We start from the raw sequence: 13350 nt of genomic DNA, 5'->3' as shown, positions 1-13350 counted from the left end.
CAAACTTAAATCTAGGCTGCCATGAGGAAGTGGAAGGGCTTGCTATTTTGCTTACCGGTGATGTGGGTTGCGGCTTACGGCCAGTCTTCCTACATCAGGGGCCAGGTGTTGGACCAGTCCAATCAACCTCTTCTGGGGGTGGAAATCTATATCCCCTCCACTCAGCAATTCATACACACCGGCAGCACCGGCACTTTTGGTTTCCAGACACCTTATTCATCGGACAGCGTCAATTTTACCCTGGAGGGGTATACGCCTTTACACATACGGCTGGCCGGGAACCGGTTTAGCACGGTGGTCATGAAGATCCTGCCGAACGAGGCCCAGGCGAGGCGGCCAAAGCTGCTGTCCCTGGTGGGAAAGCAATCATACGACCAGCGCCGTAGTCTTTGGTCGGGCGGAGAAACGTACGCCAACCAGGTCGAGAATGACCCGATCCTCGCGGACCGGTACCCGGGGACGGGTTTTGCGTTGAACATAGACAAGGCTTCCTACAGCAACATCCGCCGGTTTATCCACCTGCAAATGAGGGTGCCTCCGGATGCGGTCCGGATTGAGGAACTGCTGAACTATTTCAACTTCGATTATACGCCGCCCGCGCCCCCGGGGCTTTTTTCCATACAATCGCAGGTGACGGACTGTCCATGGAACGCCGTCAAAAAACTGTTGATCCTGCATATATGTGGCAAAAAGCTGAACCTGGACAAAATGCCGCCCAGCAACTTCGTTTTCCTGTTGGATGCCAGCGGATCGATGGACATGCCCAACAAACTCCCTCTGATCAAGGCGGCTTTTCGCTCCCTGACGAACAACCTGCGGGACATCGATACGGTCAGCATTGTGATGTATGGAGGTACGGTGGCGCCGGTTCTGACCGGGGTGCCGGGGACCGCCCGGCAAAAGATCCTGGACGCCATCGATGGGTTGGAGGCCAATGGGGATACCCCCGGCGCCGCGGGGATACTGCTGGCGTATACGGTGGCCATGCAGCACTTTATCCGGGGGGGCAACAACCGGGTCATCCTAGCTACCGACGGGGATTTCAACGTGGGTCAGACCGGGGAAAAGGAGCTGGAAGACCTGATCAGCCGTCAACGCAATACCGGCATCTACCTGACCTGTCTGGGCGTGGGTATGGGTAATTATAAAGACTCCAAGCTGGAAGCGCTGGCCAAACGGGGAAACGGGAACTTCTCTTACTTAGACAATACCCAGGAAGCAGAAAAGGTGCTGGTCAAGGAACTTAGTCAAAACCTTTATACCGTGGCCAGGGACGTATACGCTTCGGTGGAGTTTAACAAGGACCTGGTAAAGGACTACAGGCTGGTGGGTTTTGAAAACCGGAAAGACGCCGTTATGGACAGCACCAGCGAGATCGACGGGGGGGAAGTCGGGTCCGGCTTTTCCATGATGGCCATGTTCGAGGTCGAAGGGCGTGGGGACCTGGCGGCACAGGGGCCGCCCCTGGCGGGCCTCCGGCTGACCTATCGTCTCCCCGACGATTCGGTGCTCCGGAGCGCGGTGTATCCCTGTGCCTCGAATTATCGAACCCTGGACAGCCTCGATAAGGCGTATTCGTTTGCGGCGGCGGTTGCCCTGTACGGGCTGATCCTTCGGGAGTCTAAATATGTCCCCGGGGCGTCCTTTACGGATGTGTTGTTCTTAGCGAACAAGGGGCTCGATCCCCAGAATTTCCTCGAAACCGACTTTGTCCAGCAGGTGGAAAAGACGATTAAGGTGTATGGGGTCAAGCACAAGCGCAAGGGGGAGGACTAGCGGCTGCCGCCAGCCGCCGGCGCTACGGTATCGCCCTCAGGCTGACGCCCGCACTTCTCGCGCTACACTGCGGCGCATAAAAGCTCTCCAGCGTGGCCATTCCCCCGCTGAATGTTCCCTCCATATTGACAAACTGGTCGTACTCCAGCACGGACGTGCCTTTGGGCAGCCAATCGAAAAAGAAGCTGGTGCTCAGGTCGCGTGGGCTGAGGTAATAGCTGAGGCCATTCCCGAAACGGTAACCGCTGCGCGTGTCCACCGGTTCCAGACAGGCGGGCCGGAGGTCCTTGAGGTGTACGAACTCCAGGGGCCGGTCGCTTCGGAGCACCAGGCGAATGCGTACCCGGTCGCCTAGGTGGATGGCATCGCCATCGTTGAGGGCGCGCATGGTGGCGCCTTTTAGGACGAAAAGTTGCTTTTGCACGGACACGGTGGTTTGCGCGTTCCCCACGGAGTCGAGGTCCCGGAAGTATTGATAGTAGACCGCGCCCCAGCCGTGGGGGGCGTCTTTGACGTGTACCTGGATGTTGCCCATGGAGGGCGTCAGGGCGTTGCCTTCCCATTGCTGTTTGAAAAGGCCGGGGCCGGTTTTTTGATCCATCCGAACGTCTCCGAGGCGGGCGGTGAGGACAGGGCTTTTGGCGGCTTCGGCGCTTTGGTTGATCAGCAACGCATAGCAGGCGTCCGCCGTGGCAGGGCCGGTAGGCCATGCCTGGGTTTGTTTTTGGGCAAGGAGCCAGGCACAAAGCTGGTCGATAAAAACCGGGTCTTTATGGGCTGTGGAAAAGGCGGTGATCAGCAGCGCCTGTGTTTCGACGGGCGCCTGTGTCCAGGACCATCCGCCGTCGTTCTCCTTCCAGTAACGGCCCCGGTCAGGCGACAGGATCGACCGTTGTTCCAGCGAGACGAGAATGTTATTGGCGGTGGCGGTGTCGCCCCAGCGATCACTGGCAAGGGCGATCAGGGCCTGATCATACAGGCTGGCGTGGACCCATCCCGCGGCGGCCTGTTGAAGACAGGTGTCGAGGGCGGCCCGGGTGGCGCTGTCAGGGGGGAAGTCTTTAAAAAATCCGCGGGCGTACAGATAGTGGAGGTCTTCTTCGGTCTTTTTACCATCGGCACGCAGACGGGCATCCAGGTAGTTCAGGGCTTTTCGAATGAGGGGCGCTGAACCGGGGACGGTCAAGCCCATGGACGACAATTTGCCAAAAAGGGTGAGGATATATTGTGTGGCGTAACGGCTTTCCGCCCCGCCTTCGAACCAGGGAAACGCCCCGGAGGGGAATTGCTGCGTCTCCAGGGTATGCAGGGCATCCTTCTGGTTGTGGGAGAGCCGGCCGGTGTCCAGAAAGGCCGAGAGGCGTTGAATGGACGCGGTTTCTTTCCCTGCGTCGAGGACCCAGGGCGTTTCTTCCAGGAGGGCATTTTTTAATTCGGTATCCTTATATAAAGGCGAGCTGTCCGCCGCCATGGCTGGCAGGCTTTTTTGAATGTCCGGAAGCCTTTGCAGCAATCCCTCTCCCAGGGTATTGGTGTACAGGCGTTCGGCGACCGTTTGCGGACAGGCGTTTTCGGTACCCTCCAAATAGGGAAGGGCCCGGAGGACATACCATACGGGGTTGGCGGTGTATTCAAGGGTAAGCCGGTAGGGTGAAATATTTTGCAACAAGGGAGTCACCTGGATAACCGGCGTCAAGGGATAGGTTTCGGTGAGCAGGATGCGACGGTTGAGGACGGGGATCGGCCCCTGCTCGCCATCGCTATAGTCACCGGCGGCGGCGGTCAGCCGGTAGACCAGGGGATGGGTGAACCTCACCGGGATAGCCAGGTGGAAACGCAAGGCTGTGTCGGAGCCCGCCTGTAGCGAAAACGGCTGGTCACCCCCCAGGCCCTGTACGGGTTGCATGTCCAGGGCGTCGAGGACGACGAGGCTTGCCCGCCCATCGAGAGGCCGGTCACCCGTATTGACAACTTTTGTGCTCAACCAGGCGTCGTCTCCTTCCCGGAGAAAGCGGGGGATGTTGGGCTGGACCATCAGGGTTTTCTGGGTGACCTGGGTTTGCTGGTCGAGGCCGAAGACGAGGTCGCGGGTATGAGCCAGCGTTTGGAGGGCCCACCGCGTAAGGGCATCGGGTAGGGTAAATGTAAAAGAGAGGCGGCCGGCGCTATCAGTATGCAGGTCGGGATAGAAAAAGGCGGTTTCGTTAAAGTCCTTGCGGAGCGGGACAAGGGGGGCCGGGGGCTGCCCGGACGTGCCGTAACCGATGGTCACCCTGTCTTCCCGGAGGGAGAAATGGTAGTTCTCCGGCAAGGGCGCAAACTTCTCCTTCATCAAATTCCACTGAAGGAGCTTATCGTTTCGAAGGAGCCGGGGGCCGGGGAAATCATCATACACCGGAAGGACCGGGGGCTGATACCCGAAACGGTTCTGCGAACGCACGCCATAGCCGGTTTCAAAGCCATAGGCCCTCCAGACCGGGCCGCGTCCGGTTTCTGCAAGGACGGGTAGCGACCAGGTATTCGGGGCAAACTGGTCCAGGGACGCATCGTACATGGAGGCGAGGACTTCGGCTTCGACAGCCTCGTGCTCCGGACCCCGGACACTAAGACTGAGGTGCTCAGCGCTACCTGGTTCGAGCTTGTCGCGGAAGGTGTCGTAGTGTATGGAAAGCGCTTTTTTCCGGGCGGGAAGGGTGACGACGGTGGTATAGACACGATTGCCGGCGACATAAGCCAGACCAAAGGAAGAGGCGCCCTGCGGGAAAGATAGGGTCGTGACTTCCGGGGATAAACGGATGTGTTTAATGTGGATGTGGCCCCCGGCGGACACCTGCTGGATCGCAAAGCGGGGGCCGCCGGCTGTCCCGGCAAAGTAGGTCACCGAGTCCTTTCCTTGCAGGTTACCGGACATGGTCCATGCATAAGTGGGGTAGGGAACCCGGGCTTCCCGGGGATTGTATACTTCCAGGAAGCTGCCGGTGGTGACGGTCCGGCCTTCGGGATCGGTCGCGGATACTTCGACCTTGTACACACCGGAAGGAAGGCTCCCCTTCCAGAGGGGCGTCACCGGCCCTTTCCCGGTTTTGAACTTATATCGTTGGACGGTTTCCGCGACGGGCCACCGGCCCCGGTCGGATTCCTGACCATAGGGATCATGGGGAAAGAGCCGGTGGAAGGTGTCCTCCGGAAGCGTAAAGACGTCGGGGGCGGCCCAGAGCCGGTCATGGGTCAGGCGTTCGGGCGGGGTCAGGCGGGAAATGGTGACCAGGGCGAGGGTGGGGCGGGGTGTTCCGGACAAGTTGGTGCATTGGATATCCATCTTGACCAGGCTGTCCGCGTTGACGGCGTTGGGGAGCTTTAAAGACAGGATGAGTGAATGATAGGCTGCCTGGAGTGTAAAAGTAGCGCTGTGTGTCTCCCCGTTGATGTCCGTGACATCGGCGTTGACGGTATAGGTGAACGTGGGATCGAGGTCTTTCCTGATCCCCGGGCCCGGCTCCAGGGGAAAATGTATCAAAAACGAACCGTCAGGACCGGTCTGGGTGCTGTCCCGGATCAGGGTTGTCGCCGACGGGCGTCGTATGGGGCCAAAAGAAGGACGGTCCCAGCGAACGGGGTAGTAGGCATAACGGCTGACTGTATACGAAACCTTTGCGCCGGACACGGGGTTACCGGCATAAGCCATGGCCGAACCGGTTACATCCAGCGTGTCGCCCAAACGGTACTCCCGGATGGGTTTGACAAAGGTGACCTCGTACTTCGGCCGTTTGTATTCTTCTACGGTCACGTTGGTCTGGCTTTGGGCGGCGGTGATGGTATAGATCCCGGTCCGGCCGGCGGAGGGCAGGACGAAGTGACCGTGCACCGACCCATATTCTCCCGGCTCCAGCCAAAGCGAATCGATTTTGAGACCCAGGGACTCCAGGTAAAACGGCACGGCTTTACCAGGCCGGTACGGTACTTCCCTGCGGGCGGCTGTATCCCGGATCATGCCGATGGCTTTAAAAAAGACAGTCTGACCCGGGCGGTATACGGATCGGTCGGTATAAAATGCAAACCGCGCAGCGGGGGCGGCATCCCTGACCCTGACTGGTGTCAGAAGGTCGCCGTTATCGACGGTGAGGCTGTCGTCCCCATAACGAATCTGCATGCGCAGCGTGCCCGTATTCAGTTTCCCATCCCATCTGAAGTGCCCGTCACTGTCGGTGACATAGTCTTCCACCTTCCCCGCACGGGTGTTCCAAAGGTGTACCCGGGCGCCCGCGAGCGGTTCCCCGCTTTCCCTGTCGAGCACAAAGAAGCTATAGGTTCCGGTTTCTATCCAGGCGATGCCGGAAACGGTAAAAGGAAGTGCATGCATGACCAGGCTGTCCTTCCCGAAACGGTCATTCGTGGCGGTGAGCAGGACGTAATCCCCCGTGGGTAGCGCCGGAAGGGCGATTTCCGTACGGTGGGGCTGGTGGTCGTGCGGGTCGGGCAGGCGCTGGGTCCAGGTTCGGAAGGGCCTGACGCTGTCCAGGTCTTGAGGCTTTCCATCCCTCAGGGTTTGTGTAACGGAGGCGGTTACCCTAAGCAGACGGAGGTGGAGCAACGGGCAGTTTGTGAACCCGACAGAGGCTAATATGGAATGGTTGGGGAGGTTGACGCGCCCGGTGAGGACATCGAGTTCGGGCTGGCGGATCTCCCGGGCCAGGAGGCGTGCGCCCCGGCCGGCGGTGCTGGAGGGGAAGGTGGACACGAGGGCGTCGCATAAGGCGAGGGCTTCGTTGAGCTGCCACCGACGGCTGGTATCGGGAGCACCTGGGGTGTAGGCCGAACCCTGTTGCCGGAGCCATTGGGCCAGGAGATAGAGTGGCATGGCTCCCGCTTCCCGGTGGAGATAAAGCGCGCACAGGTGTCTCAGGGCACCCTCGTAGCGATCATCCGCGTCATCCAGGGAGGAAGCCTGGCGGGCAAAATCCAGGCGATGGATGTCGGCGTCAGCAAAGGCATCGGGTTGGGCATCCCGCGCATGAAAACGCAACAGGGCCTGGTACAGGCGGAGCGCCTTATCCGGTGTTTGGAAGGTATGGGTCATAAACACGGACGCTCCCGCAAAAAGAACAGTATCGGGGCTGAAACGAGTCTCCTGGGAACTGTAAAAACGAATCGCCCTGTTGGTCAGGAGGTCCAGGAGGGTGGGTCTCAACTTGCGGTCGTTTCCTTTGTCAAGGACCGGCCCGACCTCAGACAGTGGCGTTCGCCCCAAACGGAGCGTATCCTGGAGGGAGGCGGAAAAAAGGCTGTCGATCCGCTGGCTGACATCCGTGACCTGGAAGCGATGGGTCTGTAGAAAATTCCAGTAGGCCTGGGCAGTAAGACTTTGTAGGATCGCCCGGTAGGGCTGCGGAAAAGAATCTATGGACGTTTCCAGGAGATGGATCGCCGAACTGTCTGCATTTTCTGTCAGCGGTTGGTCTATCCTGACGGTATAGAGCAGGGCCCGGATGGCCTGCGGCTGGTTGTGTTCTCTCCTGGCCCTGGTGTATAGGTCCTGGACGAGCGCCAGGGCGTCTTTGGGTCTGTCGAGGGTGTCGGCCAGGCGGTCAACCTGTTTCCAGGCCTGGTCGTAGGAAGTCTGGGCGCTGGAAGCCGTGGCGGCGAGCAGCAAGCCAAGCAAGAGGGCGGAACGAAGGTGGGTCAGCATAGAACTAAGTTATATAAAAACAAAAAAACCGCCCGGAGGCGGTTTGTATCAACGTTGGGTGGCGTTATTTTTTCTTGAAAACCCCGGCCATGGTCTTTCCGATGTCCGCGGGGCTGGCGACCACGTGGATACCACAGTCGGCCATGATTTTCATTTTGGCGGCCGCGGTGTCGTCGGCACCGCCGACGATGGCCCCGGCGTGACCCATGCGGCGTCCGGGAGGAGCCGTCTGGCCGGCGATGAAGCCGACGACGGGTTTGGTGCCGTTCTCTTTGATCCAGCGGGCGGCTTCTGCTTCCATGCCCCCGCCGATCTCGCCGATCATGACGATGCCTTCGGTTTCAGGGTCCTTCATCAGCAGTTCCACCGCCTCTTTGGTCGTGGTACCGATGATGGGGTCGCCCCCGATGCCGATGGCCGTGGTATGACCCAGACCGGCCTTGACGAGCTGGTCGGCGGCTTCGTAGGTAAGGGTCCCCGATTTGGAGACGATACCGATGGTGCCTTTTTTGAAGATAAAGCCGGGCATGATCCCCACTTTACATTCCCCGGCGGTGATGACACCAGGGCAGTTGGGCCCGATCAGGCGAACCGGCTTGCCTTCGAGGTAGTGGCGGGCTTTCACCATGTCCTGTACGGGAATGCCTTCGGTGATGCATATCACCAGGCCGATGCCTGCTTCCGCGGCTTCCATGATGGCGTCGGCGGCAAAGGCAGGGGGTACGAAGATAATGCTCACGTCTGCGCCTGTTTCCTTGACGGCATCCGCCACCGTATTGAAAACGGGACGGTCCAGGTGACGCGTGCCGCCCTTGGAGGGGGTAACCCCGCCGACGACCTGCGTGCCGTATTCGATCATTTGGGTGGCGTGAAACGTGCCTTCCGTACCGGTGAATCCTTGTACGATAATCTTGCTGTTCTTATTGACCAAGACGCTCATGTGGAGGAAATTGAGTGGATAAAGCCCCGCAAAAATAGGGGAAATTTCATTTCTCGCCTCTTTCTATCTCGATCATGCGCATCGCCTTGGCGTCCTTAAGGAATTCCGATGCAAATATGAAGTCATTGAGCTTTTGGTTCTTGTTGTAGATGATCTCTTTGTTATTTCCCTCCCATTCCTTCTGTCCCTGGTACATATACAGGATATGATCCCCGATCTCCATAACGGAATTCATATCGTGGGTATTGATGACCGTGGTGATCTTAAACTCCACGGTGATCTCGTGGATGAGCTTGTCGATCAGGAGGCTGGTTTGGGGGTCCAGACCGGAATTGGGTTCGTCGCAAAAGAGAAACTTCGGTTGCAGGACGATGGCCCGGGCGATGCCCACCCTTTTTTTCATACCCCCGCTGATCTCCGCGGGGAATTTCCGGTTGGCGTCCTTGAGGTTTACGCGGTCAAGGGTTTCGTTGACCTTTTTGCACTTTTGTTTATAGGTCAGGTTGGTGAACATGTCCAGGGGGAACATCACATTTTGCTGGACGGTCTGGCTGTCAAAAAGCGCGGACCCCTGGAAGAGCATGCCGATCTGCTGGCGGAGTTGTTTGCGCTCGTGCTCGTCCATCTCCGTAAAATTCCGCTTGTCGTAGATGATGCTGCCGGAGTCGGGTTCGAACAGACCCACCAGGCACTTCATCAGGACGGTTTTCCCGCTCCCGCTGGTGCCGATGATGAGGTTGCACTGCCCGCTTTTAAAGGTGGCGCTCACGCCGTTGATGACCGTCTTGTCTCCAAATCCTTTCTTTAAATCAATGGTTTCGATCATAGATGATGATTGAGTTGCGGCGGCGCCTTATTGTAGCAAAAGCGACGACACAAGGTAGTCCATTCCCAACAGCGCGACACAGCTGACGACGACGGCCCTGGTACTGGCCTTGCCGATTTCCAGGGCGCCGCCCTCGACGAAATAGCCGAAGTACGACGGAATGGTGGAAATGACAAAGGCGAAAGCATAGGCTTTCATTACGGCCACGAATACGTTATACGGCTTGAACATCTGGAGCAGTCCCTTGTCATATACGGTGGGGGAGATGATGCCTGCCGCAGACCCCGCGAGCCGGCCGCCGAGGATGCCCAGGACGGCGGCGACAATGACCAGCATGGGGATCGTCACCATGGAGGCGGCGATTTTTGGGAAAATCAGGTAAGAACGGGTATTGATGCCCATGATCTCCAGGGCGTCGATCTGTTCGGAGACCCGCATGTTCCCCAGTTCGCTGGCGATCTTGGAGCCCACGACCCCGGCCAGTACGATACAAATCAGGGTGGGTGCGAATTCCAGGATCACCGTGTCGCGCACGATCTGGGCGATGGTGGCCTGCGGGATGATGGGGCTTACCAACTGGTAGGCCGTCTGGACGGTAGATACCGCGCCCATAAAGATCGAAATAATGGCCACGATGCCCAGGGACCCGATCCCTATGTCGTTGCACTGACGCATGAACTCCTTCCAGTACATCTTTGCGTTCTCCGGTTTGGAGAACATGCTTTTAAGCATCAACAGGTAACGGCCGAAATGTGCGAAAAATCCCATCTGGTGTTATTTATACTGTGCGGCGCGCCCGGGAGGGCGCGCCGCGGGTGATTATACGTCGTGTGCTACTTTTTGAAACTTCTTCCACCACTTCGACCGGCTCACTTCTTCCTGAACATTGCAATCCTTGCATTTGAGCTGGGCGTCCACCACCGAAATGATCACCATGTTGACGATGGACTGCACGGAGCTGCCCAACTGGAGGACGTGGACGGGTTTATTCATACCCAGGAGAATCGGGCCGATGGATTCTGCACCGCCGATCTCCTGAAGCAGGTTATAAGCAATATTGCCGCTGGAAAGATTGGGGAAAATAAGGGTGTTTACTTCCCCGACGTCTATCAGCTCGCAAAACGGGTAATTGTCCTTGAGGATCTCCTTGTTAAAAGCCAGGATCCCCTGCATTTCCCCGTCGCAGATGAGGTTGGGGTCCCGCTTTTTGACGATCGCCCTCGCTTCCCGGACGAGGTTGGCCTCGGGGGAATTGCTGGAACCGAAGTTGGAATAGGACAACATGGCGATCCGGGGCCGCATGTTGAAGGTCCGGACTTCCTTGGCCACCATGAGGGTGATGTCCGCCAGCTCTTCCGCGGTGGGGTTGAAGTTCACCGTGGCATCGGCAAGGAAAAGCGGTCCTTTTTTGGTGAGCAGGATGTACATCCCGGCGATCTTTTTCACGCCGGCTTCGGTGCCTATGGTCTGGAGTGCGGGCCGTATGGTCTCGGGGTAGTTTTTGGTCAGACCGCTGATGACGGCATCGGCCTCCCCAGTGTCCAGCATCATGCAACCGAAGTGAATACGGTCCTTCATGCTTTTAAAGGCCTCGTACCGGTTGAGCCCCTTGCGTTGCCGCTTGGCGAAAAACAGTTCCCCGTATTCTTTCCGTTTTTCCGCGAGGTCCTCGTGCCGGGGGTCGATGATGGGCATGTTGTCGATGTCGATCCCCGCCGCATCCGCGATTTTGCGGATTTTCTTTTCCTCCCCCAAAAGGATGGGATAGGCGATGCCCTCGTCCATGACCTGCTGGGCGGCCTTGAGGATGCGGATATTGTCGGCTTCGGCAAAGACCACGCGTTTGGGGTCCTTGCGCGCCTTGTTGCCCAGGATACGAAGCAGGTGGTTGTCTAGGCCCAGCCGTTTGTTGAGGGACAGGCGGTAGGCGTCCCAATTCGTGATGGGGGACTGGGCGACACCGCTGTCCATGGCCGCTTTTGCCACCGCGGGGGCCACGGTCGACAGGAGCCGGGGATCGAGGGGCTTGGGGATGATATAGGTGGGGCCGAAGAGCATGTTGCGCTCGTTATAGGCCAGGTTGACGATGTCGGGCACGGGGCTTTTGGCCAGCTCGGCGAGGGCATGGACGGCCGCCAGTTTCATGGCTTCGTTGATGGCCGTGGCGCGGACGTCGAGGGCGCCGCGGAAGATATAAGGGAACCCTAGGACGTTGTTGACCTGGTTGGGATAGTCACTGCGGCCTGTGGCCATGATGAGGTCCTTGCGGGCCTCGACCGCCAGGTCATACGGAATTTCCGGGTCCGGGTTGGCCATGGCGAAGACGATGGGGTTTTTAGCCATGCTCCGGACCATGTCCTGGGAAACGACCCCGCCTACGCTGAGCCCGATAAAGACGTCGGCCTCCTTCATGGCGTCCGCGAGGGTTTTGGAAGACGCGCCCTCGCCTTTGATGGAGAATTTCCGCCGGACGTCATCCAGGTCCGTACGCCCATCGTGCAGGGGGCCGTCCTTGTCGAACAGGATGAAGTTTTCATATTTCGCCCCCAGCGAGACATAGAGCTGTACGCACGCCATGGCGGCGGCCCCGGCCCCGTTGACCACGAAACGAACCCTTTCAATCTTCTTTTTCTGGACCTCCAGGGCGTTGAGCAGGGCGGCCCCGCTGATGATGGCCGTCCCGTGCTGGTCGTCGTGCATGACCGGGATGCGGAGCTCCTCCCGGAGCCGGCGTTCGATGACAAAACATTCCGGGGCTTTGATGTCCTCCAGGTTGATCCCTCCGAAGGTCGGCTCCAGCGCCTTGACGATCTGTATGAATTTCTCGGGATCGTGTTCGTTGATCTCGATGTCGAAGACGTCTATGTCCGCGAAGATCTTGAAGAGAACGCCCTTGCCTTCCATGACGGGTTTTGACGCTTCGGGACCGATATTCCCCAGACCCAGGACCGCGGTCCCGTTGGTGATCACCGCCACCAGGTTCCCTTTGGCGGTGTATTTATAGACGTTCTCGACGTTGTCGTGGATGTCTTTGCAGGGTTCCGCTACACCGGGAGAGTAGGCCAGGGAGAGCTCCCGCTGGGTTTTTGTGCCTTTGGTCGGCACCACCTCTATCTTACCTGGACGCCCCTTGGCGTGGTATTCCAACGCCTGCTGACGCCTGAGCTCATTATTCTGCATATATGCGCGCAAATTACAAAATTAGGGCCTGGAATTTGGAAATGTCGATTTGCGTATTATCTTTGTAGTGTACTAGTACGATAGTACACTAAAACAATAGTCATGATCGATATTCAAAACCTGCACTTCGGGTACAAGAAAGGGAAGGTCTTTAACGGACTGAGCCTGCAACTGCAACCGGGGCACATTTACGGCCTTCTTGGCAAGAACGGGACCGGGAAGTCCACGCTCCTGCGGAACATTGCCGGGCTGTTATTCCCCGACAAGGGCTCGGTCCGTGTCCTGGGGCTGGACCCCTCCAAAAGACAACCGGCTTTTCTGAACCGGATTTTCCTGGTGCCGGAGGAATTCTATGTGCCCCCGGTGCGTCCGGCCCGGTTTATGGAAGTACTGGCTCCTTTTTATCCCCATTTCAACAAAGAATACTATACCCGGTTATTGCTGGAGTTTGAGATCCCTCTTGAACGGTCATTGCAACAAATGAGCTATGGGCAGAAAAAGAAGGTGCTCATCAGCCTGGCCCTGGCCTCCGGCGCCCAGGTGGTGTTGATGGACGAACCGACCAACGGGTTGGACATCATTTCCAAAAGCCAGTTCCGTAAGGTCCTGGCGGGGACGGCGGACGAGGAAAAGTGCATCGTGATCAGCACTCACCAGGTGCGCGACCTGGAGAACCTGATCGACAGGGTGACGATCATCGATGAAGGGAAAATCCTTTTTGACCAGACCCTGGACAACATTCAAACCCACCTACAGTTCAAGATCTCCTTTGACAGCGAAGAAACCAGGGGCGCGCTCTACAGCGAAAGTTCGCTGAAAGGGAATGCGCTGGTCGTAGCCAATACGACCGGGGAAGAAGGAAAGGTCGACCTGGAGCTTCTTTATAAAGCCATCATCATGAACCGCCCGGCCGTGCTGCACGCATTCCAGGCCTGACACAAA

7 protein-coding genes are annotated in these 13350 nt (G+C 58.1%); 2 read left to right on the top strand and 5 right to left on the bottom strand.

All coding sequences use genetic code 11. The features are described from left to right. The first annotated feature begins 21 nt into the window (after positions 1-21). A complete protein-coding gene (locus tag EDB95_RS00900; RefSeq protein ID WP_133989670.1) occupies positions 22-1776 on the top strand; it encodes a YfbK domain-containing protein in 1755 nt (584 codons plus the stop codon). A gap of 22 nt (positions 1777-1798) precedes the next feature. On the opposite strand, the gene EDB95_RS00895 is transcribed toward EDB95_RS00900, so the two are convergent. The 5 genes from EDB95_RS00895 to EDB95_RS00875 form a co-directional block, all read right to left on the bottom strand. Then, the gene (locus EDB95_RS00895; RefSeq protein WP_133989668.1) at positions 1799-7462 is read right to left on the bottom strand and encodes an alpha-2-macroglobulin family protein; all 5664 of its coding nucleotides are present in this window, start codon (positions 7460-7462) and stop codon (positions 1799-1801) included. 64 nt (positions 7463-7526) lie between these two features. After that, positions 7527-8402 (bottom strand): succinate--CoA ligase subunit alpha, encoded by an 876-nt coding sequence (gene sucD, locus EDB95_RS00890; RefSeq protein ID WP_133989666.1) that lies wholly within the window; start codon positions 8400-8402, stop codon positions 7527-7529. A 46-nt stretch (positions 8403-8448) separates the two neighbouring features. Next, positions 8449-9228 carry an ABC transporter ATP-binding protein gene (locus tag EDB95_RS00885; RefSeq protein WP_133989664.1) on the bottom strand — a complete coding sequence of 260 codons (780 nt, stop codon included), beginning with the start codon at positions 9226-9228 and terminating at the stop codon, positions 8449-8451. Between the two features lie 27 nt (positions 9229-9255). Continuing rightward, on the bottom strand, positions 9256-9996 hold the full coding sequence (locus tag EDB95_RS00880) for an MlaE family ABC transporter permease (RefSeq protein WP_211352028.1): 741 nt from the start codon (positions 9994-9996) through the stop codon (positions 9256-9258). 51 nt (positions 9997-10047) lie between these two features. Continuing rightward, positions 10048-12408 carry an NADP-dependent malic enzyme gene (locus EDB95_RS00875; protein ID WP_133989662.1) on the bottom strand — a complete coding sequence of 787 codons (2361 nt, stop codon included), beginning with the start codon at positions 12406-12408 and terminating at the stop codon, positions 10048-10050. Positions 12409-12510: 102 nt separating this feature from the next. Here EDB95_RS00875 and EDB95_RS00870 point away from each other — a divergent pair, with 102 nt between their 5' ends. After that, complete coding sequence (locus EDB95_RS00870; RefSeq protein WP_133989660.1) at positions 12511-13344, top strand: ABC transporter ATP-binding protein; 834 nt, start codon at positions 12511-12513, stop codon at positions 13342-13344. The last annotated feature ends 6 nt before the right edge of the window (positions 13345-13350 follow it).

Origin of the sequence: Dinghuibacter silviterrae (assembly GCF_004366355.1) — a bacterium.
Lineage (GTDB): Bacteria > Bacteroidota > Bacteroidia > Chitinophagales > Chitinophagaceae > Dinghuibacter > Dinghuibacter silviterrae.
Note: the sequence above shows the minus strand (reverse complement) of the source record. Positions and strands in the feature narration are given on the sequence as shown.

Excerpts from the sequence above, each read along its gene's own strand:
- EDB95_RS00900 (WP_133989670.1), top strand. The coding sequence starts at position 22 with ATGAGGAAGTGGAAGGGCTTGCTATTTTGCTTACCGGTGATGTGGGTT.
- EDB95_RS00895 (WP_133989668.1), bottom strand. The coding sequence starts at position 7,462 with ATGCTGACCCACCTTCGTTCCGCCCTCTTGCTTGGCTTGCTGCTCGCC.
- sucD (WP_133989666.1), bottom strand. The coding sequence starts at position 8,402 with ATGAGCGTCTTGGTCAATAAGAACAGCAAGATTATCGTACAAGGATTC.
- EDB95_RS00885 (WP_133989664.1), bottom strand. The coding sequence starts at position 9,228 with ATGATCGAAACCATTGATTTAAAGAAAGGATTTGGAGACAAGACGGTC.
- EDB95_RS00880 (WP_211352028.1), bottom strand. The coding sequence starts at position 9,996 with ATGGGATTTTTCGCACATTTCGGCCGTTACCTGTTGATGCTTAAAAGC.
- EDB95_RS00875 (WP_133989662.1), bottom strand. The coding sequence starts at position 12,408 with ATGCAGAATAATGAGCTCAGGCGTCAGCAGGCGTTGGAATACCACGCC.
- EDB95_RS00870 (WP_133989660.1), top strand. The coding sequence starts at position 12,511 with ATGATCGATATTCAAAACCTGCACTTCGGGTACAAGAAAGGGAAGGTC.